Genomic DNA, 22,935 nt, shown 5'->3' on the forward strand with positions numbered 1-22,935 from the left:
TATCACACAGATCGAGGGAAAACCTGATCAAAAAAACAATCGATAAATAATCGATAAAAGCAGCCAACAAAAACAACCTGCAAAAGCAATCAACAAAAAATAATACCATTAAGAATCATCCGGAGGATAATCCAAAAACATCCACAGGATAACCTGGGAAAACAATCCAGAAAAGAATCCTGAGGAACAGAACGGATGATGATGAGCCGTAAGACGGCAGGAGGTTTAAATAATATGATGATCAGAACAGCAAACGACCTTAAAGAACTCAACGCAGCACTTGACAAATGCACAAATCCCGTATGGCTGATGGGTCCCAACGATGAAGCCTATAACTTGAAGAACGAGGAAGAGTATATCGAAGGCATCATCAGACTGGCAGAAGACCATGACGATCAGCTCGGCATCTTCACCTCTTCCCGTGAAGACGAAGCCATTATGTATAACTACTTCAAGAAGATGGCTGCATAAATAACTGCATATAAACCTGCAAAAAAAAGCATCCCCAAGAGGAATATCCTCCTTCTAAAAATACATAATTGCCAAGAGGCCGCTGTACTGGACGAAAGCGTCAGTATGGCGGTTTTCTTTTTCCTGAAAAGTTTGTAAATGTTGTGCAGAGATGTTGAAAAACCAGCTGGGGCACTGGGGACAATTGTGACAGATTCATTGAGCGAATGAATCTGTAGTGTTTCAGAAACAGTCCCCAACACCCCAGCTAAAAAACAGCAGAAGAGGAACACCTCTTCGGAATGCCTGCCTAATTTTGTTATGTTTTTTAACTTTTAATAGAACTCTACATCAACCGTCATATCCGGTAATGTTGGATTTAATAGTTTCACGAGGCACTGGATTGAACTAACGGCTGCTTTCTGAGCACTGAGATAGAAGTGCTGACAATTCCTGAAATCTTGGTTTTCTCGGTGTTTCTTTTCAATAGTTATTTCCCTGCATAAAGACTTCTACGTGATCCACGATACTTGGATCATAGTCCTTAGACATCATGTCTCCATATATTTCAAAGGACTTTGTCTGCCCAGCGTCGAAACCCTCTAAGCCATAACAAAATCCAACCACTTTATTTGTACTATCATAGAATACAGCCCCTGGCTCTCCATAAGCATTTATATTTGTGTTATTTGTCCCTCTTCCTATGATTGAGACACCCATTGCACCTCCGGTTTTGAAACTGACATCACTAATATCAATTTCATAATAATTGTTCGCTTCAAAAGTTTCTCCGTCAGCCACATAATTTAAGCCATTAGACGTATCTACATTCGCTATATCAAAATGATAAGAATATAAGTAGAATACCTGTCCAGGTTTAGCAACTTGAGGAATGCAGTTTGCAAACTGATCTGTTGCTATCAGCTTTCCATCATTATCTTGATAGTCCATTCTCGGGCTATTAACACCAATGCAATGATCCGTGTTGTTTTTGAAGGCAATGTATGAACTTACTGCAGGACTTCCAGAATAGTTAGTAAAGACCACAATATTGGAATCAACTATTTCTAAAGGAGGCTGTTCCTGATTATCTTCCGTGGTAGTTTCGACTTCTTTTTCTGCTTCCTTCTCAATGGTTTCTGTTTCAGTGTTAGTTGGTTCTGGAGCGGTAGTTTCTTCTTCTGTAACTACAGAAGAATCCTCTGGTGCTTCCTTCTTATCAACCTGTTCCTGGTTTTCAGAAACATTGGCTTTCTGCGCAGATGATACGATCGTGTTTTCACCAATAATAGGATTATCTATTTTTTCATATTTAATAGCCCAATAGCCGAGAATATTAGTAATGTCGGTTGCTTTAACGCCGACAGTATCACCAACTTTTAAATCAGGATTTTGATTAGAAATGAAATTGAGATGCTCTCCTCCACAAACATTAAAGCCAAGGAGAGAGTCAGGATGAAGTTCTGTAACGGTAAACATAAGCGTCTTGTCATCAAGATTTTCCCCTCGGTTAAGTGCTTCTTCAAAAGCTTCGGCATCTCCGTAATCAACTACAGTGCCGCTGGGGCCACTCCCACAAGAGCAAAGCAGTAAAGAAAAAAGAGTGGCTGTAAGTAGAGCAATAATTCCAAAACGTAACTTTTTCATAATGAATACCTCCAATGTCTACTTCGTCCTATAGATTCAAGCATTGTAACAATTCGCATGCCCTAATAAATTATATCATCCCTCTTATTAAGGGGATGCCACCACAATGGTGGGAAACAAATGTGCGGATTTGTGCAATTGAATAATTTCGAATTATAGAAAACCTGAATGAAGAGGTTGTTATATTAGATTAGAGAAATACCCCAAGGCAGAATATGTTCTAACAGGTCTTCAATAGTGTGGATATACATGCATATCTTCGTTGCATGCATACTAACCCACCTCAATTCGTCCCAATCCGCAAAATAATTACCCCATCTGGGTTAGCTATGGTATAATACATTGAGATTAGTCTATCTTGACGAAGATGATGATATAGCGATAAATCATTGACGGCAAAGCGTTACTTTGGAAGGGTTTTGTTTTAGGCACACCAGAGAACATAGTGATAGAGGAATTGCGATGGTTGTTTCTTATAAAAAGCTTTTTAAGCTGATGATTGACAGAGGCATTAAGAAAAAAGAACTAAGAGCAATGGCGTCCATTGGAAATAGTACGATGGCGAAATTAGCAAATGATGAAAACGTTACAATGGAAGTAATGGCAAAAATCTGTTCTGCTTTAAATTGTAAATTGGACGACATTGTTGAAATTAATCCTGACGGTGAATAAAAAAGAATCATGATAGATGATAAAGCCAGCATGAAGCCGCGAGAGCCAAGGTTTCATGGGGAAGTATCCGAAAAAAGCACAAAAGCAATGAGCCGAATAAAGGGAAAAGATACGTCGATAGAAGTGGCTCTTCGTAAGGCGCTTTGGGCGAAAGGATACAGGTACAGGAAAAATTATAAGAAGATACCCGGACGTCCGGATATCGCTATCACAAAGCATAGGGTTGCCATCTTCTGTGATAGTGAATTTTTTCATGGGAAAAACTGGGAAATTTTAAAGCCAAGATTGGAGCGGGGAAAAAACCCTGACTATTGGATACCTAAAATACAACGCAATATGCAAAGAGATGTCGAGAAGGATCAGGCACTCCTATATGAAGGTTGGACAGTTATCCATTTCTGGGGAAAAGACATTTTGAAAAATCCAGAGGAATGTATCCGCGTTATAGAGGATGCAATTCTTGATAATAGTCTTGCAGGAATGAGATGGGAAGAAAATGATGGATTATTTAGTTGAGTATGATAGGTCAAGCCCATTATCTATAGAGAAATATTCACAAAAGATGATTGGAAAAAGTTTTCGAGAGATATGGGAGGAGGACTCGAGTCCGTTAGTCAGAGAGGGGCTTGTAGAAGAAAGAGGGTATTACGGATCATCAATTGTAAGTGATACGAAACGCAATAAGGGAAATCTGGGACAGATTATTGAAGAGAGGTTTTTCCATTATCAGTGCAATGGCGATTCCCGACCGGATTTTCACGAAGCAGGTGTGGAACTTAAGGTCACTCCATATAAAAAGAACAAGGATGGAAGTCTGGCAGCAAAAGAAAGGCTGATCCTCACTATGATTGATTACTTTCAAGTAGTTAAAGAGCCTTTTGAGGAAAGCCATTTTTGGAGAAAATCGAAACTCATCCTTTTGGTCTACTACTTGTATTGCAAAGATATTCGAGTAAATCTAGATTACCGGATTCACTATTCGAGACTGTTTACGCCCCCTCAGCAGGATATTGTGATAATAAAGCACGATTACGAATTGATAGTTGCAAAAGTTAAGGCTGGAAGGGCACATGAATTATCAGAAGCGGACACATTATATCTGGGAGCGGCTACAAAATCAGCTACATCAAAAAATCGTAGGAAACAGCCATGCAGTGATGTTTTAGCAAAACCTCGTGCATTTGCATTTAAGACATCCTATATGACATATGTCTTGAATACTTTTGTCGTCAAAGGCAAGGCAACATATGAACCCATTATTTCCGGGCAGGCGGTGGATTCGTTTGAGGACTATGTGATGTCGATGATCACAAAGCACCGTGGAGAATCTATAGAAGAACTTTGCTTAGAGTATGATTTGAATCCAGAGAAGAAGCCAAAGAACTTAGAAGCATTATTAACATATCGCATGCTCGGAATAAAAGGGAATCATGCTGCTGAATTTGAAAAAGCTAATATTGTAGTTAAAACGATCCGAATAGGAAAGAATAACAGAATAAAAGAGAGCATGTCGTTCCCAACGTTTAAATTCAAAGAGCTTATAAAAGAAGACTGGGAAGACAGCACCTTTGGTAATTATTTACGGGAAACTCGTTTCTTATTTGTTGTCTATAAATATGACGATAACGATGTCCTTCGGTTAAAAGGGGGACAATTCTGGAATATACCATACAATGATCTGGAGCAAGAAGTCAGATCTGTTTGGGAAAAAACAAAAGAAGCTATTATGAATGGCGTTAAGTTTACGGTCGTGAATGGAGTCCGGCGTAATAATTTTCCTAAGGCTTCTGATAATCGAGTAAGTCACGTGCGCCCGCATGGAAGAAATGCGCAAGACACGTATGAGCTTCCTGATGGCAGGCCATTTCCTAAGCAGTGCTTTTGGCTTAATAATACATATATTTACGACCAATTAAATGAGAATTTAAAACAATGATATATTCTTTACTTAGAAAGCGATTAGTAATATGAAAAAAACAGTTTGCGAGCTGTTTGCTGGAGTGGGTGGATTCAGATGCGGCTTGAATTCTATAAAAACTCTTAAAGATATAAAAAGACCTGAAAAATGGAAAACGGTTTGGTTTAGTCAATGGGAACCAGCGGAAAAAAATACCCAATATGCACATGATTGCTATGTTTATCATTTTGGGACCTGCTTAGATTCTAATGGAGAGGATACAACTAATTGGAATATTGAGGATGTTGATAAGAAGACCATTCCTGATTTTAACCTTCTTGTAGGCGGATTTCCATGCCAGGATTATTCAGTTGCATCATCCCTGGCAACATCAAAAGGTCTGGAAGGTAAGAAAGGCATTCTGTGGTGGTCTATTCGCGAGGTACTGGAAGACAAAAATCCACCCTTTGTCCTGTTAGAAAATGTGGATCGCCTTATTAAATCCCCTGCAAAACAGCGTGGAAGAGATTTTGGTATTATCCTTGCCTGCTTCCGGGATGAAGACTATACCGTTGAGTGGCGCGTGATCAATGCCGCGGATTACGGATATCAGCAGAGAAGACGCAGGACCTTTATCTTTGCATATAAAAATGATACAGCATATGCCAGGAGGATAAAGGATAAGGTGAGATTTGCACCCATCTTCAGTGAGGAATCTCTGAAAAAAAGTACGAGAGAACTGTTGACTGAAGAAGGCTTCTTTGCAAAGAGTTTCCCAGTGGGATGCGTAGATTTGAAGAGGATAAGTACACAGAAGCTGCCGACTGGTCTGGGAGACTTGTCGGATAACTTCAAATTTACTTTTGAAAACAGCGGGGCGATGATCGATGGTATTGTCTATACTGTCAGAACTACTCCCGTCTACAAGGGAAAACAGATTACACTCGGAGATATTATGGAAACAGGTGATGTAGATGAACAGTTCTTTATCCCTGAGAGCAAGCTGTATTATACGGATCCCGAGATAACACATAGTAATGAAAGCGAAGTACGCCTTCCAAAAGAGAGCAGACAAACATGGCAATATCTGAAGGGAGCCAAAAAGCTTCCCAGGACTGCTGCAAATGGACATGAATATATCTTTTCTGAAGGAGCAATTTCGATGGTTGACGACTACGATAAGCCAGCCAGGACAATGCTCACCTCTGAGGGTAACTTCAGCAGAACTACACATATCGTAAAAGATAAAAAGACGGGTAGAATCAGGCTTCTGACCCCTGCTGAGACAGAGCGCATTCAAGGCTTCCCTACAGACCATACCAAGTATTGTCTCTCCAATGGAGAAGTCATTGAAATGCCTGTTAAAAAAAGACGCTTCATGATGGGCAATGCGTTGGTTGTTAATCTTATTGAGCAGATGGAAAAACAGATTTCGGATATCTTTGACGAGGAAGAATAAGAAATGGGAAAACGAGTTGTAAAGAATTACCCTTCACCAAGACTGATGGAGACAATTGGTGCGACCAACCAGAAGCCAGCAGAGGCAATCGGGGAATTGGTAGCTAACAGCTTTGACGCACGTATTGATAACGAGAAGATAAAGATTGTTGTTGACATGCGTGATCAGAAAATTGTTGTTATTGATAATGGAAAAGGCATGACTTCAGATATCCTTGAGAAAGCAGTATGCATTGGCGAAGATATGTCTCGATATATGGAGAGAGGTGAAGGAGCCAAAGGCCACTTTGGAATGGGCTTTAAGACGTCTTGCTCTACTTTAGGGCGGTATTATGAAATCTATACACGGCCAGATTCAGAAGACAGGGAGTATCATGTAGGATTTGATATTGGTGACTATAGTAATCGGCCTTCGGGTTCAGATGCATGGGATATCGAGATCGAAGATGATGCCCCATCAGATAATTCTCCGTTGAAAAACATAAAACATGGCACAGCATTTGTTATTTCAAAGCTTAAAGATAAAAATATTATTGTCAGTGCAGTCTTAAATTATCTAGGTGAGGCTTTTAAAGGACATCTCCAGACAGGAGATTCAATATTTGTTGTCGATTCCGCAGGCACCTTTGAAGCAACTCCTAAAACTTATACGTTCATAAAGGGAACAAAGATTGAAATTGACGAGGTATTTGGACCGAATGATAAGTATCATGTTACAGGATGGGTGGCACTAGATGAACAGCTTCATAATGATGGACTGTATGGATTTAATATTTATCGTTTTGGGCAATTAGTGGAAAAATGGGAGAAATCCTGGTTTAAGGCGCATCTGATGACCAGCCGTATCATCGGTGAGGTGAACATGGATTTCCTTGATGCTACTTTTTACAAACAAGGAGTCCAGCAATCGGAAGATTGGCAGCTGGTTGCAGAGCATATGAAAGAGTACCTGAGAGGTATTGTGACTGCATCAAGGAATGTCAGCAAACAGGGTAACATCAATAAGCCTGCTGTACTAAAAAAGATTGTTGAAGACCTAAATCATTTTTATAACACAGAGGTTCCTGAAAGCGAATCAACATCGGGTGATGAGCCAGAAGGTGGAAATGATTCAGGCCAAGAGAATGGTGGAAATAATGACACTCAAGGGAAAAAGAAGAAAGGCGGCGAAGAAGGCAGCGTTAATGAAAAAATAAAAGCAGTTGTAAAAGAGCAGGCGCTGGTTTTGGAAAATGAAGGTATTATAGATATCACCTATCTTGAAAAGGATGGCAGAAGTGATAATAAGGCACCGTTTGACTATATCTTTGATGAAGCGGATGCAGATGAAGAGGAAGAAGACATTCATTCTGAATTGCAGGTTATCATGTTCAAGAATCATCCTCTATGGAGTAAAAAAGTTGATGATGAAGTCAAGAAGATTCTTGCGACATCCGACGCGATTTACAGAATGCTAGTAGAAAAGCTCGATTTTGAAACATCAGAAGCTCTGAAAATACGTAATGAGTGGGTTGGAAGACGTACTTTTGGGGAGTCAGAGTAATAGCTTGTTGGCAGTATATAATACATTTTCCTGCCGTTATAAATGGAGTTAAGCATGGACAAGATTGAAGCTCTTGAAATTATAAAAGAAAAATGGGATGACAGAGAGATTTCGCTTGGAGAGAAAATAGATTCTATTTCTGAAGCCTATTACTCTGCAGGTCTGGATTTGGGAACTACTGCGGCTTTTATCAAGGCAACACCTGCTGAACTGGATGCATTGCTTGAACTGAGTGAGTTTGACGAAGATATCATCGAAAAAATATCGAAGGCAAATCCGCCCAAGACAACATGGAGCGTATTGGCTAGTGCAAGTGAAGACGAGATTATACAAGCTTTAAAGGCTCTTGAAGATGATAAAGACAGCTCACAATCAAAGAGCCTGCATTATACCAAGAGTGAATTCGTATATCAGAAAATGGTGGAGGTTTCCGGTCCTACAGTTGAGCAGAAACTAGCAAATCTTTCTGGAGACGATTTGAAATACCTCCATAAGAAGGGGTCTGATTATAGTGCGCTCACTGAATGGCAAAGTAAGTTCTTAAAGAGTATTGCTGCACAGAAGAAGAGAGGAAAAGCGCTTTCTGATAAACAATCAGCCCAGTTGATTAAAATCATTCAGGCAATGGTGGACAAAGGTGCCATCACCCGAAACAGTATTGATGGCGATCAGGAAATCTGTGACAGAGTATTAGATGCATTAGGGAAATGATTATGGGCTTACGTGAATTGCCGATTAAGTATTGCTATACAGGGAAGGGAGAGAAGATTTTAAAGGAGTTTTTGCTTCCTACTCTTTCTAAATCAAAAAAATACGACCGCATTACTTCCTTCTATACTGTCCAGTCTTTGCTGGCGATTTCTCAGGGCGTAGAGGATTTATATCGCTGCGGTGGCCGTATGAGACTGATCATTGGTGTACACAGCTTTCCGGCAGAGTTTGTAGAAGCAGCTCTGATGAATACGTATCTTCAGGAACAGGTTAGAAAAGTCCGAGAAGATATTAAAAAAAGCATCGCGACTTTAACGGATGTTCTTCAAAAAAAGAGATTGGCTACAATTGCCTGGATGATGGAAGACGGGCTCATGGAAGTCAAGGCTGTTGCGACTAAAGAGGTGGGCATTTTTCACGCAAAAACACTAATATTTACGGACGAAAACAAAGATAAAGTAGTTGCAATCGGCAGCCCCAATGAAACTGACTATGGCTTGGGCGGAAATGTTGAACAAGTAATGGTCGTCAAATCATGGGATTGTCCTGAAGCTGTGAATGATTCACAAAAGTTCTTCTGTGATTTATGGGAAAATAGGCAGGAGGATACTTTTGTATTTGATATTACTGAAGACACTGCGGACATGATTCTTCACGCTTTGGGACCGGAATATACAAATCCCAAGAAGATGAAGGGAAGAAAATCTACTGATGTAATATCTGAATCGGCAATGATGCCGGCCAATTTCTTCGTTTCTGGAGATATCCCTGCTTTATATATGCACCAGGAAAGAGCTGTACTTGATGCACTTTCTCGATGGCCAGTGAGAGTGCTGTTTTCTGACGAGGTTGGCCTTGGCAAAACATTTGAGGCAGCTGCGACGCTGGTTTATCTTGTTAAATATTGTGGTGTAAAACGAGTGATTATCCTGACTCCAAAGTCTGTTCTTCAGCAATGGCAGGATGAATTATACGAGCACTTTGGACTGAGGGTTTGGCTCTATAATTCTGGGAGAAAAGAATATATAGCACCGGATGGCGCGACTAAGGCAATGTTTGGTCGGAATCCTGTAGGAGTATCGTCTCCCGATATGATCCTTATGTCTGCTCAGTACGCAAGAGGAAGCGGAAGGGGTGGATCAATCTTTGACAGAGAGGATGCGGTTCTGCCGGATCTTTTAATCTTAGACGAGGCACATTCTGCTCGTGTTACTGAAGATATTTCCGGTAATAAGAAAAAAACACGCATGTACCGCATGCTTGAAAAAATCTCTCAAAAGATTCCCCACTTAATCCTAGCAACAGCAACACCTATGCAGAAAACCGCTGAAGAATATCATGCGATTCTGAAACTGCTTGGTCTCCCTAAGACTTGGAAAAAGGATAGATTATACAGGAGGTCATTGAAACTCATATCCTCTAGTGAAAAACCTGATATTTCCGATGCAGCAAGTGCAGCAGACATGGTCTATTCTACAATGACGGCGATGTCCTCTAGTGCTGAACGGTTGCAGAAAGATGAAATAGAAGTTTTAGAAACCCTTATGACGAATTATGAGGGCTATGACAGCTATGAGAAAGCGGATTGCGTTATAGAAAACTGGGATGCTTTCAGGCGCTTATTTATTAAACTGCATCCTGCCCGTTTATTGACTGTGAGAAACACACGTCGATCACTCACGGCAGTCGGATATATCTTCCCGAAAAGAAACCTGTACGAAAAGAACCTTGTGAATTCAGACAGGATACAGCTGTTTTATTCAAAGGTCTTTCGTTATATCTCAGAAGAATTCTTCTCGATAGAACGAGCATTAGAGCCGGACAGGAAACTCAATACCGGTTTTGTCCGTGTCAGCTATCAACAGAGGGTGGCGTCATCGCTGTATTCATGCATAGAGAGCTTAAAACGCAGATTAGCTCGCGCACTGGAATTGAGAGATTATTTAGCGCAGCACGGAGTTGTTGACGGCTCGAATCTGTTTGATTTTAATCTGGATAGAGTGATGGATGACATGGATTCAGATGAGGAAATGCTGAGCGGTGTCGATGACCAGGAAATTTTCCCGGATCATAAAGAAGCAGATATTAGTGAACTGAGACGGGCTGTATCCTTAGAATGTACTAGCCTAAGCTCACTTGTTATAGAGGCGGAGCAGATCCTGAATGCAGGGGGAGACCTGAAGATATTAAAATCTATTGAGCTCGCTGTGGAGTGCCTTGAGAAAAAAGATGCGGTATTAGTATTTTCCAGATATACAGATACAATCGACGCTCTGTTGCAAGAATTTACTCGCCGCAAGGAAGATTCCAAATATGTATATGGAATTTATACCGGTAAGCAATCTGTGATTGTCAAAAACGGACGAAAGGAAGCATGCGATAAAAACACAATCAAATCGGAACTTTTTGCAGGAAGACTGAAAATCGTATTCTGTTCAGATGCCGCATCAGAAGGTTTGAATCTGCAGGCTGCAAGGGTGTTGATTAACGTGGATGTTCCTTGGACACCGTCCAGACTTGAGCAGAGAATAGGAAGAATAGCCAGACTGGGACAGACAGCTAAGGAAGTTGATGTCTATAACGTCTGGTATCCAAACAGTATCGAAGCCAGAATGTATCACCGAATTCAGAGAAGGCTGGAAGAGACAAACCTTGCAATAGGAGAGTTCCCTGAAGTAGTTGCGAACAGTATAAAGAAAGCGGTATTAGAGGATTCCGATAATGATGATGCAGGGATTCAGGAACTGCGCGATATACGTAATTCATTTCAAACAAAAGCACTTGAGGAACTATGGTCTTCAGCTGAGATGAAGATTACGACCAGTAAGGCAGTACGTCTGCAGATGATGGCATTGTGTGATGGACATTTTCCTTGGGAGTCAGATGGAGAAAATACTCTATTCCATAGATATAGAATGGAAAGCGGCAAGATGATTAATCTCACCGCAGAAGAGGGCATGGAAGAGAGTGTCTCATATAAATCAGATATTTGGGACAATTGGAAGATTTCTATACCCAGCATAATACTTCGGGAAGATTCCGAGGATAATACAGCTGCCTTTGCTTTGCAGAATGATCCGGATACTATTATCAAACATGAACATATATTGGATATAGTCGCAAACGGATTATGCGAAGAATATTTCTCCTCAGGCAGACCCAAAATGCTTTGTAATCCTAGAGACCTGGACTTGAGTTATGCCGTGGAATGCGAGATACATGATATTCCCAAGTTCTGGCCACTAAGGGAGAATTGAATCATGAAGGTAAGATTATTTGCAGCACCTTGGATGACTCCGGTCTTGACTGATGAAGCTGCTGAAGCGATAGATATTATAGGAGACGATATCTGGAGAGATGCTTCTATACAATTTTATGCTACTAGAGATGCTAAGGTTCGAGCTGGTAGAAGTGCACCGAAGGGAATGCAGCGATACCTTAATGAGGTATTGAATAAACGCTTTCAAGATAATGATTGGGAAGGCGATTCAGGATACTTTTTTAAGGGGAGTACCTGGGTGCGTATTACTTTCCGCCACCAAATGAGCCTCGGGTCTGATTTCCTAGATGCGCTGAAGGTTTGTAAAAAAGAGCGTATGAAGTTAGCGCTTATTATGGCGGCAAATCGTCAAACATTGAAACTAATATCTCCTAACGATGCTGCAGCCCTTGTGTCTTTTGAAAAGCTACAGAATGAGATACTGAGTCTTGACGGTGCGATGGACATACCCTTGATTATAGGAGAATTGACACCGATGACTTCTGCATCCATGGACATCAATAATGAACTTCGGAAGGAAAGACCAAGGGATATATCGGTACCAAGCTACAGTTAAGTAAACTACATTTATTATTATTGCAGGATCCTATTATGAAAAACCATTCGTATAATGAAATCCTTTCTTACTTAAAAGAATTCAGTGGTGAAAAGTATAAAATGCTCAAGAAGTGCAATTCTGATGAAGAACGAGCATATATGGAGAAAGGTTCAGAAGCTGGTAGGATTGCAAGAAGCGAGTTTAGTGAGCTGGTTGATGCTATAGTTGCACAATTTGATTTAAAACCTGGCAAAATAACCCAGTGGCAAAATAGCGGGACGTTTGTAAGCTATTTTTGGTGTCAACTGAAGGAATCAGAGTATGTTGATAGTAATATAAGCCTTTCGCTGTTTGCTGAAAAAGCAGATGGAACATACCGATTCCGTGTGAGTGTAGAACTAGCGGTAGAAAATTCCTCAACTGAGGAAAGGGATAACTATAGAAGGATTCTTGAGATTCCCCTTAAGGATAATCTGGTTTATATTTCTGGTGGGAACAATGCAAATGAATTCAAAGTACTTGATGAGCGAGATAACAATCAGGTTAGAGATGCGAACTATAAAAAGGTTCAGGTCTCACAGATTATTGATGAGTCGGAATGGAATAGTGACATTGAACTTATTAACCTGATATTACAAGGAACAAAAGATTTGATGTCCTATTATAAGTATGCGATGAAAGGTGAAAACACATCAAAAGAGCCACCTAAGAAGTCAGACGAAAAACCTAGTCTTGAAGTAGAGACTCAAAATGAGGAAGGATATTCCCCAGGCATTTCTATGTTGGAATGGCTTGAGATATTAAAAGACCCGGAAATAATAGGTCCTGTTTGGGGCGGCTTGCTTGCTGCTTTCTATGCCGCCGGTGGAGAAGCTTCCTGCAGACAACTTGGCGAAAAATATCATCGTAGCGCCACATCGATCAGCGGGAACTGCACCCAGCTCGCAAAGGCGATTCAAAAAAAGACTGGCTGCCCTGTTTACGTAATGAATGGAAAAGAAAAGTTCTGGTATATACCGTTTGTCATGCGTGATGCGGAACAGAAAGAAGATGGTAGTACAGTCTGGAAACTTCGTCCGGAGTTATACGAGGCTCTTACACAGTTTGATATTATAAGGTATCAATGGGCAGTTGAGGAAGATCAGTCTGTTTCTGCAAAAGATGCATTACCACTGGTAAAGTCATATATTGCCTCCAGAGGCTTTTCATACCCTGAAGGCCTGATCGAAAACTTCTACCTCAGCCTCAAGAGCAAGCCATTTGTAATCCTTGCAGGTACTTCCGGTACAGGTAAAACTCGTCTTGTAAAACTCTTTGCAGAAGCGATAGGTGCAGAATATAAACTGGTCTCTGTTCGGCCGGACTGGAGCGACGGCAGTGATCTTTTCGGGCACTATGACCTGAATGGCAAGTTTATTGAAGGGCCAGTATGCGAATGCTTTGAGATGGCAGAGGCGAATCCTCAGAAGCCGGTATTCCTGTGCCTTGATGAAATGAATCTGGCCCGTGTTGAATATTATCTGAGTGATTTCCTTTCTGTAATAGAATCCCGAGAAAAGCAGGAGGACGGCTGCATCCTGACCGCAGGAATTGCACAGTACGAAGCAGGTATTCCGGATAATCTGTATATTGTTGGCACTGTCAACATGGACGAAACGACATTCCCCTTCAGCAGAAAGGTATTGGATCGTGCCAATACAATTGAGTTTAATTACGTTGATCTGATGCCTGTTTTCGACGATGCATTTGAGCCACAGGAACCTTTGAAAGTGTCTAGCAGGTTCCTGCGGAGCGAATATCTGGTCCTTGCCAGGGACTGCGCCAATGAATCGGTATATGTCAACGAAATCTGCGGAGAGTTGCAGGCGGTAAACGAAATCCTGCGGAAAGCCAACGCTCATGTAGGCTATCGTGTGCGGGACGAGATTGTTTTTTATATGCTTGAGAGCCTTAAGGACGGCGGAATCCTGAAAAGAGAGGAAGCATTTGACAATGAGATTATGCAGAAAATCCTTCCCCGTCTGCAGGGCAGTTCAGCCTCGGTGAGAGATATGCTCTGTGAGCTGTTCGGGCACTGCGCGGTGGATCACACTCAAAAGACAGGTGACTCTGATTCTGAGAAAATGCGGAAAGTACTTGAGGATGACAGCATTGTTTGTCGGTACAGAAAGAGCGCGGAAAAGCTGCAGATGATGGTCAGAAGATTTGAAGATGACGGATTTACATCCTACTGGCTGTGATGCGATGACTGAAAATGAAAACGAAGGGCGGCCTGCATGGAAACAGTAGTACGGAATGATGAGCTGATTAATATTCAGACGGATCTGGTGGAGGTTACGGTTAAAGGTGTAGCCTCTCACCCTCTGTTTCCCGGAATAGAATTCCGGGACAGTGAATCTACGCTTCGTGTGGCATGTGACGATTCTTTTGATATCTATCTCTCCGGAAATCCAGAGACCCTTTCTGTGCAAAAACTGGGCAGAGCGTGTCTGGGACAGTACCGCCTGTGCCCTCTGTTTTTTGAACAGCAGAGATATGAAATAATCATAGAGCCGGAATCCGGCCACAAGGTCGAATTCTGGCATGACAATTACAATGTCCGTAAGAATGTTACCCCGGTTGGAAAACGGGGTGATATTTTGACGGGCATTATTAATTTTGGAAATGATATCGGAATGTCCGACCTTTTTGTGCTGGTTGACGGCAAGCGATATCTGAAGCTGACGATAGAAGTATTCCCTTCCAAGATCAGCTACAAGGATGACTATAAAGCGATTGTGGCTGATGTGACGGCCGAAGTCTATAACCTGGTATTTGATTTCCTGCGGAAGACATACGATTCTTTTGATATCTCTTCTGAAAAGCAGTCCTCCCCGGTGGAATTCTTCTCCATTATCAGGAAGATTTATGATGAACTTCTTGTGGCGGCGGACATGGTGATCACCAGACCTCATCACATCCTTGAAAAAGAGTATAAAGTATTGCCCGGACATAAGGTCAGGCGCACAGATAACCGGTCACTGCGCTGGATTGAAAAACATCCGGATCAGACCATGCGCTCCGGTACCCGGATTCTTGCCGCGAAGGCTCTGGCGGCTGAAAAGCATGTCACTTACGACACAAAAGAGAACCGCCTGACAAAATATATGCTGGAGACCACTGCGAGACGGCTGGAGCATTTCCGTAATCAGTATCTGAAGCTTATGCGCGATACAGATCTTGCTGTGATTGACCAGATTGACAGGATGATGCAAGGCATCCGGCGCCGAAGCAATACAGGCTTCTTCAGGGAAGTTGAAGCAGTTCCCGCAAAATCAGGCATGTCGCTTGTATTCAATATGGCTCCCGGTTATCGGGAACTTTACCACTGCTACCTGCTCCTGCAGCATGGATTGTCCGTCACCGGCAGTATTTTCAATGTGTCCGTCAAGGATCTCGCAGTCCTCTACGAATACTGGTGTTTCATCAAACTCAACAGTCTGATGAAAGAGCGCTACGAAATGATCTCCCAGGATATCATCAAAGTAGCCGGCAACGGTCTCTTTGTCTCCCTGATTAAAGGACAGAGGAGCCGGGTGCGTTATCGCAATCCTGCGAACGGGGAAAGGATTACTCTTTCATATAATCCGAAGGAGATTTCGGGTGCGACAGTACCGCAGAAACCCGACAATGTGCTGCGGCTTGAGAAAAAGAAGATGGGAAGTGATTCAGTTTACGAGTATGTCTTTGACGCAAAGTACCGGATCAACGCAGCACCCGAGGAGAGCCTCTATAAGGCCATGTATAAAACACCCGGCCCTCAGGAAGGCGATATCAATACTATGCACCGGTACCGGGACGCCATCGTTGCCGAAAGTGGCGCATCTTCCTATGAGCGCACCATGTTTGGCGCATATGTCCTGTTTCCATATCATAACGAAGAGGAATACAGAAATCACAAATTTTACCAAAGCATAGACAAGGTCAATATCGGCGGCCTTCCTTTCCTGCCTTCGGCCACCACTCTGGTGACTGACATGCTGGACCAGCTGATCGCCGATTCCCCGGATTCCGCCTTTGAACGGGCTACTCTGCCGGTAGGTATTGAAGAACGCCTGGCAAAGGTCGACTGGTCCAGGCGCGACGTCCTGATTGGAACATTCCGCAGCCGGAACCAGTTTGACATCTGCCTGAAAAATAAGTTCTATTATATTCCGGCGGAGCGGGTAAAGGACGACAATCTCCCGATCCACTACGTCGCGATGTTTCAGACCCCGCGCATCTTCTCAAATGCTGCCGGAATCTATTATTACGGAGAAGTCCTTCGGACAGCCCGCGTCCGCAGAGCATCTATCCGGGAAGTCCCTATGACACATGGAAATCCGGATGACATCTATTACCGTTTTGTGATACGTGAATGGATCCCGCTGGCACGACCGATTCTCCCGAAAGAGTCCGGATTCGTTCATGCTTATACAAATACTTTCCTTCTGGAAAATGTGGAATTCGTTCCCGAGCTTCTGCTCAGATCGGAAGAGGAATATCGATTCTATATGGAACTGAAGAGAAGGACTGGGAAGGTGCTGGACAGAGACTCGACTGATAACGAACAGGGCTTTGAAATTGGAGATGTCAAGGTTCTATTTGAAGACGGAAAAATTGTCATTATTCGAGACGGAAAAGCAGGTGCTGAATGTGGCATAAACGAGTTTTCCAGACAACCTAATCGTACATTCAGAAAACTTGGAGAGGCAATACAAAGGCCATGTGACAGATAGATTAGAACAAAGAACGTGGTTATTTCTATGACTGCAACTCAGATTGAGAAGCTATTGAAGGAGGTACCATAGTGAAAATATTGTTAATATACATTCACAAAAGTACCTCTCTAAAAATGAGATTCTATAGATAATGATGCAGAACTATGAAATCTATCGTTTTGGAGGAATATAAGCACTATGAGGAAGTTTTACTATAATCATCACAGAGGAAGCTTTCATGACATATCTAAGGATACCTTTCTATGGATTAGAAACCAACCTTATGTAAAGGAGGAGTCGATCACAGATAGAATCGTGTATGTATTGAATACAGATAATCCTTTTGTGAAGTGTATTGAGTTTAAACGAAACGAGGAAGCACTTAATGGCGCTGACTGGGAATGGTGGATACTGCTTAATGAATATTATGTGAAAGAGAATAAATCTCCAAAAGACAATATTGTTGCATATCGTTTCAGAGTACAGGCAAAAAAACTTATGGTAAATGACAGCAACAACTATCATCTGTTTCATTATTCTAATAGAAATGGATTACAGATAGAATTGTTAATGGAACGGGCAAAAGAAGACAGAGCCTATCCTTTATATGCTTTATACACTGATTGCACGAAAATACCTGAAAAGTTACTTTTGGATTACAATCAGAATAAGCTTTTTAATCCTTGCATTAGGTGCAAAAATGGGATATTTTTGCTTTCTGCCAGTTTTATATATTATGGATATGTCTTAAGAGAGAAAATAACCGTAAGAAATGAGATGTTAGTAAAAAAATCAATTCCAGCATCTATAATTGATTGTGTTTTAAGCACATTCCACCCATACTATTTCAATTTTCATACTACTTACGATTATCAAAGTATTTACAAACATCATATGACAGAAATAACTAAGTTTATAACATTCCTTGAAGAGAACACTTATAGAATAAATGACTACCTCCATACTTCTGCCGAATTCCCACCTTATTTACAACATATAATTTCTGTTGATAAACATAAAGAGAATCTAAGAGGAAATGATAGTAATTGTGAACATATGGATAGTTTAAATTATTATTTTTTTGAGGAATATAGAAGGTATATCCCAGATGCATTATCTGGAATAGGAGTCATAGATTTGAGAAATAAAGATAGATTGGATTAGTTCTTTCTCGACAATAAAGATTTAACAGATGCCAGACCGAAGAAATTAGCAAGCAAGTCATAGAAAAGGAGTAACGATAATGCAAGTCCTTTATAGTTCTCTTCATAATCTTGATCTTAATCAGAATGGACCGATTAGAAAGGATATCCCTTCTGACTTTGGATCTTTTATTCACGCATATATTGAATTTGCAACAGCCTCAAATGATACGTCGCGGGAATATACTGTACGAGATAAGAACAGGACTGTCGTAAGTTGTATATCTGATTTGTTTACTGATGCTCTTGGACAGGAAGGCGTGATAACGAATCAGGAGGTCCCCGATTCTATGTCTGATTCGATTGCTCTCAAACTGCTCGATGCAGAAAAGAATGCGCAGGAACGTGTGCAGGGTATGAGCACGATTCAAAAAGGCAGCATAGTTCAGGCATTGATAAAAGATGAGGATATTTATTCCTATATTATAGCTAAAGTTGAGCATAAAGAATGGTTTGAGGGTGAAACTTTACAGAAGAATCTTGGATTTCCCAACGAGAATAAGGTTTGGAAATTTGCAGTTATTGGTTTATCCTTGGTAGAAGATGCAGTATTGCTGTCACCGATACGATGCTATGTTAATACAAAAGCGAAGTATTGGACAGAATCATTTCTTGAGGTTGACGAAGCTAAGAATGATACTACGAATACGATTGCTGTCATGAAAGCAGTGGATAAAGTACTGCACCCCCTGAAAGAAGCGGCTCCGATTGACTACTATAATCTGAAGAATTCCGCAACTCATGAGTTGCAGACAGAACAGACTATAAACTTTCCAGATATGGTTTACAGTCTTTTGAATCAATACATCCCAACAGAAGAGAGTGTGGACACGGTAGCTTTAAAAGAGAAATTTTTGGCGCTTCCAGCTGAAGGAAAATTTGATACCCAGTTTCATACGGATCCGAAAGCAATCAAGAATCTTAAGAAAGTGAAGGTTTCGGTTTCACCAACGATAGATGTCCTTATCCGAGAGGCGCAGAATAATTGGGTAGAAAACTTTCGTATTCATGAAAAGCCAGACGGTAAATCATATCTTATGATTCGATGTGAGGATGAAAAGACGTTACGGATGTTTCCGAAAGATAAGGATTGATTTCTTGTATGAGTTATTGAACTTGATATAGGAGGACCGTATGTTCAACATAATCGATAGGGCAAATAATATGCTGAAGACTGTTCCTTCTGCGCATAGTGAAATATTGTATGAATTCAAAACCGATTATAAGATTGGAAAACATAATATCCCCGATATAGAAGAACTACTTGCCTTCACATGCGATGTTCCAGAGACAGATGTTATTTCGGTTTCTTTTTCTGACGGAACTACCAGCGTGACAGTCAACGCTAACGGGTGGACTGAGGCATACAAGGGGTTCGTCGATAACCTTTATGATTCGGATGAAGTAACAGCCTCAATCAAAATAGAGAAAAAGATCCACGATGGGGTTCTGAACGTATATAATCTAGGCTCCTTCTCAGAATTTCTTAGTGGACGATCTTATACACAACTATTTGATAATTTCGTTCAATTATTTAAAGAATGTGGGAACCGTATAGTATTTCATTTGTTGGACACGAACGGTTCTTTAAGAACCAGAACAATTGCGTTCTCTGACAACGATGTCGAATGGAAAGTTGATATTCCAAGACATGAGCAATTGAAAAGATGCGATGACGCCAGTGTTTTTCTTGATAGGGCAAAGTATCCGTTGCTTCCACAGGATTTTGCAGTAACTGGACCTGTAGAAGGCTCTGGGTTTGGAGATATTAAAGAGCTGTTTGAGAGACTTCGCCATATTTGGTCGTTCCTATATCTTGCTAACTCAGCGTATATCGCAAATGAAAAAGCGATACTGCAATTCGATCCTGCTGGGGTGGCAGAAGAATATGAATTTGAAGAGCTGGTCATGAGTTCAATGGCTTCTCAGATTTATGACTGGGTTTATAAGGATGATGGGTGCGTCGATAAAGCCAGCATCGCAAGGAAGATTATTAACGTATATTGCAGAAGCAAAGAATCAATTTTGGCCCTTGATGAGAAGGTATTCAACTCAATCAAATCAGATTATGTGATATATCAGAAGAATCATGCTGATCAATATATCGACATGAAGAATAAAATTTCTGAGTGCATTATAGATAGCGCAAAACAGATGCAAGAATTGTCACATGATGTGGCTGAAGCGTTCAGGAATAATTTTGTAGCAGTTATTGTATTTTTGATGACAGTTTTGTTGACTGACTCCATAGACTTTTCTCAATTTCTTAGAAAAGCTGTTTCTCCGAATGTTACTGCTGTTTGTGGTATTTTCACAGTGGGCTCGATTCTTTATTTAATCGCTACGGTTATCATGGCTAATCAGAAATGGATATGGCTGGAGCAGGCATACGACGACCTGAAGGCAAACTATCAGGATACATTGGATAAGCAGGATATTGAGGAAGCTTTCAATCACAATCAGCCTATAAAGAACGCAAGAAAGCAGTTTGAAAAGCTACGATGCTGGATGATTGGGCTTTGGGTAGCAATGATAATAATCCTCGGAATTTTTACCGGATTTCTTTTTATGAGAACTAACTCGACAAAGGAAGCGAAGAACATAACTAATTGTAGTGAGTCAGAAATAGCTGAGGCGTCTTCGACAGAGGACATGTAGCTTTCCATGAGGTACTGCCTTAGCCTAAAAAATGCAGAATAGATTCGATTGTGGTTACATGAGCATTGTTTACTTTTGGACTCAAAGATGAAGCAATTGAACTGTTATTCAATTCAACCTTAATAAGTAGTACAGCAAGTTGAATACATAAAAAAAGAGCATAGAACGTTTTGGGGTTGATACTGTTTTGTGAGCACCATTCACGGATGCCCGGCTCGTTCCCAATCTGTTCCAGAAACATCAGTGATTGGAAATGATGTTGCAGTTTTTATTGAACGTCCTGCTTCTATATAATCTAACCTTTTTTTGAGACAGTCTAAAGATTCTTAAGACAATTATCTCGGAAGGGAATATTTAAACGGCACTTAAGATTTACCGCTTATACAATTACTATTAAGAGGAGAATCCTATGGCATTGGCAGACAACTGGTATACTTTCATAAGGTTTAACGGCGGAGAAGCCGGAGCACGGGATATGTTTGAGAAGGTGATGGAGGAACTCCTCCGTGCCGAGAATCCTGGAAAGGAGGTTCACCTGGTCAAAGCCTCCCAGGGGGATGGCGGCATTGACGTTTATGTCCATCAGGAAAATGGCATCGATGTCTACCAGTGCAAGTTCTTTATGGGTTCGATGAATTCCTCCCGCTGGACCCAGGTGAAAAAATCCTTTAACCGGGTTATTGAATTTTTTAACAGTGATGAAGCCAGGGGGGTGAAGATGCTCAGCTGGTACCTGTGCATGCCACGTGAGATGCAGAAGGAAGACATTCCCGAATGGGAGGAGTTCTGTAAAGACAGGGAATCCAATAAGATACCTATTTCATGTATAGATGGGAATGAGATCATCCAGCGGATGAAGAAATGCGATCGGCTGGATAACTCGAGTTTTATTTCTCGGTATTTTGCTGTGCCAGAAAGTGTGCGCGAGGGTCTGAAGAACATCCCCAAATGCCTTACAGCCATCCCCATGGTCAATCTGGATGTCGGGCTCATTGGCCGGGAGGAAATACTGGAAAAAATCCTTACTTTGCTTGAAGGGAGAAAACGTCTCGCCCTGGTAAGCGGTCTTGGCGGGATCGGAAAGACAGCCGTCATGCAGTGGGTGTGCAACGACATCAAGGAGAAAGGTAACTACGTCGCCTGGATCGACTGCGGCAGCAGCCTTAAGGAGGACCTTCTGTTGCTGGGTGATGCATTTGGTATACATGATGAAGAGCCGGATACTGCATATAAAAAGATATTGAGCGCCGTGAAGACCCAGCTGGATGGAGCACTCTACCTCTTTATGGATAACCTGGCAAGGCGGCCAGATGATGACGAACTGAAAGATTTGAACTCGCTGAATGCTCATATCATGGTCACGTCGAGGCAGAAGAACACAGCATTCCCTAATGTCGATCTGGAAGTCCTTGCACCGGAAGAGGCTCTTACAATGTTCTTCAAATACTACAATGGAGACACTGACCGCCGTTATGAAAGGGCTGCCCGGGACATCGTCACTTCCGTGGGGAGTCATACGCTGCTCGTTGAACTGCTGGCTAAAGCCGCAGCGAAAGCCGGGGGCACTCTGGAAGACTTTGCAAAAGATCTGGAAGAAAAAGGGGTATTCGATGTATTTAAGCGGAAACTCCCGGCCGCACATGAAAGAAATGAGAACCGGACGATTGAGGACTGCGTCATGAAACTGTATGAAATATCTGGCCTGTCGAAAGAACAGAAACGGATCATGAAGCTGTTCAGCATATTTACGCCCGAGAAGGAGATATATTGGAAAGCTGCCGAGTGGGCTGGGCTTGATCTGGATGCGGTCGATGAACTGGTCGAGCGCGCATGGATTGGCAGAAATGGCCTGGAGAACAACTATACGATCCATCAGATCATCAAAGACTCTTTGACCAGACAGCTGAAGAATAGTGGGGAAGTGCTGAGAATTGAAGAAGAATATAATAATCTGCTTGAGGAAGTAATAAATACAGATAGTTATATGCCAAGGCATCTTGAATATACTAAGGTTCGGGAACGGCTGATCCTTGCAGAAGATATTGCAGATCATCTCGCGGAGAGGACAGCGGGAATGTTAACTACGGGAACTATCCCTGAACAAGAAGAGGGGCTTCTCGTAAAAACGTCTGCCTTGTAC

At 41.6% G+C, this 22,935-nt stretch carries 16 protein-coding genes; 15 read left to right on the forward strand and 1 reads right to left on the reverse strand.

Going from position 1 to position 22,935, the window contains the following annotated elements:
- The first annotated feature begins 234 nt into the window (after window positions 1–234).
- The gene (locus BLT02_RS15380; protein WP_092997520.1) at window positions 235–471 is read left to right on the forward strand and encodes a hypothetical protein; all 237 of its coding nucleotides are present in this window, start codon (window positions 235–237) and stop codon (window positions 469–471) included.
- A gap of 462 nt (window positions 472–933) precedes the next feature.
- Here the strand turns inward: BLT02_RS15380 and BLT02_RS15385 are convergent, their stop codons facing one another.
- Window positions 934–2,097: a hypothetical protein gene (locus tag BLT02_RS15385; protein ID WP_092997523.1), complete on the reverse strand. Its 1,164-nt coding sequence runs from the start codon at window positions 2,095–2,097 to the stop codon at window positions 934–936.
- A gap of 462 nt (window positions 2,098–2,559) precedes the next feature.
- Here BLT02_RS15385 and BLT02_RS15390 point away from each other — a divergent pair, with 462 nt between their 5' ends.
- From BLT02_RS15390 to BLT02_RS15455, 14 genes are all read left to right on the forward strand, one after another.
- Window positions 2,560–2,769, forward strand: coding sequence for a helix-turn-helix domain-containing protein (locus BLT02_RS15390; RefSeq protein ID WP_092997526.1), 210 nt, complete (start codon window positions 2,560–2,562; stop codon window positions 2,767–2,769).
- A 9-nt stretch (window positions 2,770–2,778) separates the two neighbouring features.
- Window positions 2,779–3,285: a very short patch repair endonuclease gene (locus BLT02_RS15395; protein ID WP_347475037.1), complete on the forward strand. Its 507-nt coding sequence runs from the start codon at window positions 2,779–2,781 to the stop codon at window positions 3,283–3,285.
- On the forward strand, window positions 3,266–4,705 hold the full coding sequence (locus BLT02_RS15400) for a Sau3AI family type II restriction endonuclease (protein WP_347475038.1): 1,440 nt from the start codon (window positions 3,266–3,268) through the stop codon (window positions 4,703–4,705). The genes BLT02_RS15395 and BLT02_RS15400 overlap by 20 nt, the downstream gene beginning before the upstream one ends.
- A 31-nt stretch (window positions 4,706–4,736) precedes the next feature.
- Complete coding sequence (gene dcm, locus BLT02_RS15405; protein WP_092997532.1) at window positions 4,737–6,125, forward strand: DNA (cytosine-5-)-methyltransferase; 1,389 nt, start codon at window positions 4,737–4,739, stop codon at window positions 6,123–6,125.
- A gap of 3 nt (window positions 6,126–6,128) precedes the next feature.
- Window positions 6,129–7,667 carry an ATP-binding protein gene (locus tag BLT02_RS15410; protein ID WP_092997535.1) on the forward strand — a complete coding sequence of 513 codons (1,539 nt, stop codon included), beginning with the start codon at window positions 6,129–6,131 and terminating at the stop codon, window positions 7,665–7,667.
- Between the two features lie 54 nt (window positions 7,668–7,721).
- Window positions 7,722–8,378 carry a hypothetical protein gene (locus BLT02_RS15415; protein WP_092997538.1) on the forward strand — a complete coding sequence of 219 codons (657 nt, stop codon included), beginning with the start codon at window positions 7,722–7,724 and terminating at the stop codon, window positions 8,376–8,378.
- A gap of 2 nt (window positions 8,379–8,380) precedes the next feature.
- The gene (locus BLT02_RS15420) at window positions 8,381–11,635 is read left to right on the forward strand and encodes a helicase-related protein (protein ID WP_175453883.1); all 3,255 of its coding nucleotides are present in this window, start codon (window positions 8,381–8,383) and stop codon (window positions 11,633–11,635) included.
- Between the two features lie 3 nt (window positions 11,636–11,638).
- Window positions 11,639–12,214, forward strand: a complete 576-nt coding sequence (locus BLT02_RS15425) for a hypothetical protein (RefSeq protein WP_092997544.1) — start codon at window positions 11,639–11,641, stop codon at window positions 12,212–12,214.
- A 35-nt stretch (window positions 12,215–12,249) separates the two neighbouring features.
- Window positions 12,250–14,436, forward strand: a complete 2,187-nt coding sequence (locus BLT02_RS15430; RefSeq protein ID WP_092997547.1) for an McrB family protein — start codon at window positions 12,250–12,252, stop codon at window positions 14,434–14,436.
- 36 nt (window positions 14,437–14,472) lie between these two features.
- Window positions 14,473–16,953, forward strand: coding sequence for a restriction endonuclease-like protein (locus tag BLT02_RS15435; RefSeq protein ID WP_092997550.1), 2,481 nt, complete (start codon window positions 14,473–14,475; stop codon window positions 16,951–16,953).
- Window positions 16,954–17,133: 180 nt separating this feature from the next.
- A complete protein-coding gene (locus BLT02_RS15440; RefSeq protein WP_092997553.1) occupies window positions 17,134–18,099 on the forward strand; it encodes a DUF6615 family protein in 966 nt (321 codons plus the stop codon).
- Window positions 18,100–18,427: 328 nt separating this feature from the next.
- Window positions 18,428–19,231 carry a nucleoid-associated protein gene (locus BLT02_RS15445; RefSeq protein ID WP_175453884.1) on the forward strand — a complete coding sequence of 268 codons (804 nt, stop codon included), beginning with the start codon at window positions 18,428–18,430 and terminating at the stop codon, window positions 19,229–19,231.
- Window positions 19,232–19,271: 40 nt separating this feature from the next.
- On the forward strand, window positions 19,272–20,795 hold the full coding sequence (locus tag BLT02_RS15450; RefSeq protein ID WP_092997559.1) for a hypothetical protein: 1,524 nt from the start codon (window positions 19,272–19,274) through the stop codon (window positions 20,793–20,795).
- Window positions 20,796–21,204: 409 nt separating this feature from the next.
- A partial coding sequence (locus tag BLT02_RS15455; protein WP_175453885.1) for an AAA family ATPase occupies window positions 21,205–22,935 on the forward strand: 1,731 nt, incomplete at its 3' end.

Source organism: Sarcina sp. DSM 11001 (assembly GCF_900101015.1).
In the GTDB taxonomy this organism is placed as follows: domain Bacteria; phylum Bacillota; class Clostridia; order Lachnospirales; family Lachnospiraceae; genus CAG-791.

What these genes read in the sequence shown, in the direction of transcription:
- BLT02_RS15410 (WP_092997535.1), top strand. Translation starts at nt 6,129, where the DNA reads ATGGGAAAACGAGTTGTAAAGAATTACCCTTCACCAAGACTGATGGAG.
- BLT02_RS15380 (WP_092997520.1), top strand. Translation starts at nt 235, where the DNA reads ATGATGATCAGAACAGCAAACGACCTTAAAGAACTCAACGCAGCACTT.
- BLT02_RS15445 (WP_175453884.1), top strand. Translation starts at nt 18,428, where the DNA reads ATGTCTGATTCGATTGCTCTCAAACTGCTCGATGCAGAAAAGAATGCG.
- BLT02_RS15435 (WP_092997550.1), top strand. Translation starts at nt 14,473, where the DNA reads ATGGAAACAGTAGTACGGAATGATGAGCTGATTAATATTCAGACGGAT.
- BLT02_RS15450 (WP_092997559.1), top strand. Translation starts at nt 19,272, where the DNA reads ATGTTCAACATAATCGATAGGGCAAATAATATGCTGAAGACTGTTCCT.
- BLT02_RS15415 (WP_092997538.1), top strand. Translation starts at nt 7,722, where the DNA reads ATGGACAAGATTGAAGCTCTTGAAATTATAAAAGAAAAATGGGATGAC.
- BLT02_RS15430 (WP_092997547.1), top strand. Translation starts at nt 12,250, where the DNA reads ATGAAAAACCATTCGTATAATGAAATCCTTTCTTACTTAAAAGAATTC.
- BLT02_RS15440 (WP_092997553.1), top strand. Translation starts at nt 17,134, where the DNA reads ATGAGGAAGTTTTACTATAATCATCACAGAGGAAGCTTTCATGACATA.
- BLT02_RS15395 (WP_347475037.1), top strand. Translation starts at nt 2,779, where the DNA reads ATGATAGATGATAAAGCCAGCATGAAGCCGCGAGAGCCAAGGTTTCAT.
- BLT02_RS15390 (WP_092997526.1), top strand. Translation starts at nt 2,560, where the DNA reads ATGGTTGTTTCTTATAAAAAGCTTTTTAAGCTGATGATTGACAGAGGC.
- BLT02_RS15420 (WP_175453883.1), top strand. Translation starts at nt 8,381, where the DNA reads ATGGGCTTACGTGAATTGCCGATTAAGTATTGCTATACAGGGAAGGGA.
- BLT02_RS15400 (WP_347475038.1), top strand. Translation starts at nt 3,266, where the DNA reads ATGATGGATTATTTAGTTGAGTATGATAGGTCAAGCCCATTATCTATA.
- BLT02_RS15425 (WP_092997544.1), top strand. Translation starts at nt 11,639, where the DNA reads ATGAAGGTAAGATTATTTGCAGCACCTTGGATGACTCCGGTCTTGACT.
- dcm (WP_092997532.1), top strand. Translation starts at nt 4,737, where the DNA reads ATGAAAAAAACAGTTTGCGAGCTGTTTGCTGGAGTGGGTGGATTCAGA.
- BLT02_RS15385 (WP_092997523.1), bottom strand. Translation starts at nt 2,097, where the DNA reads ATGAAAAAGTTACGTTTTGGAATTATTGCTCTACTTACAGCCACTCTT.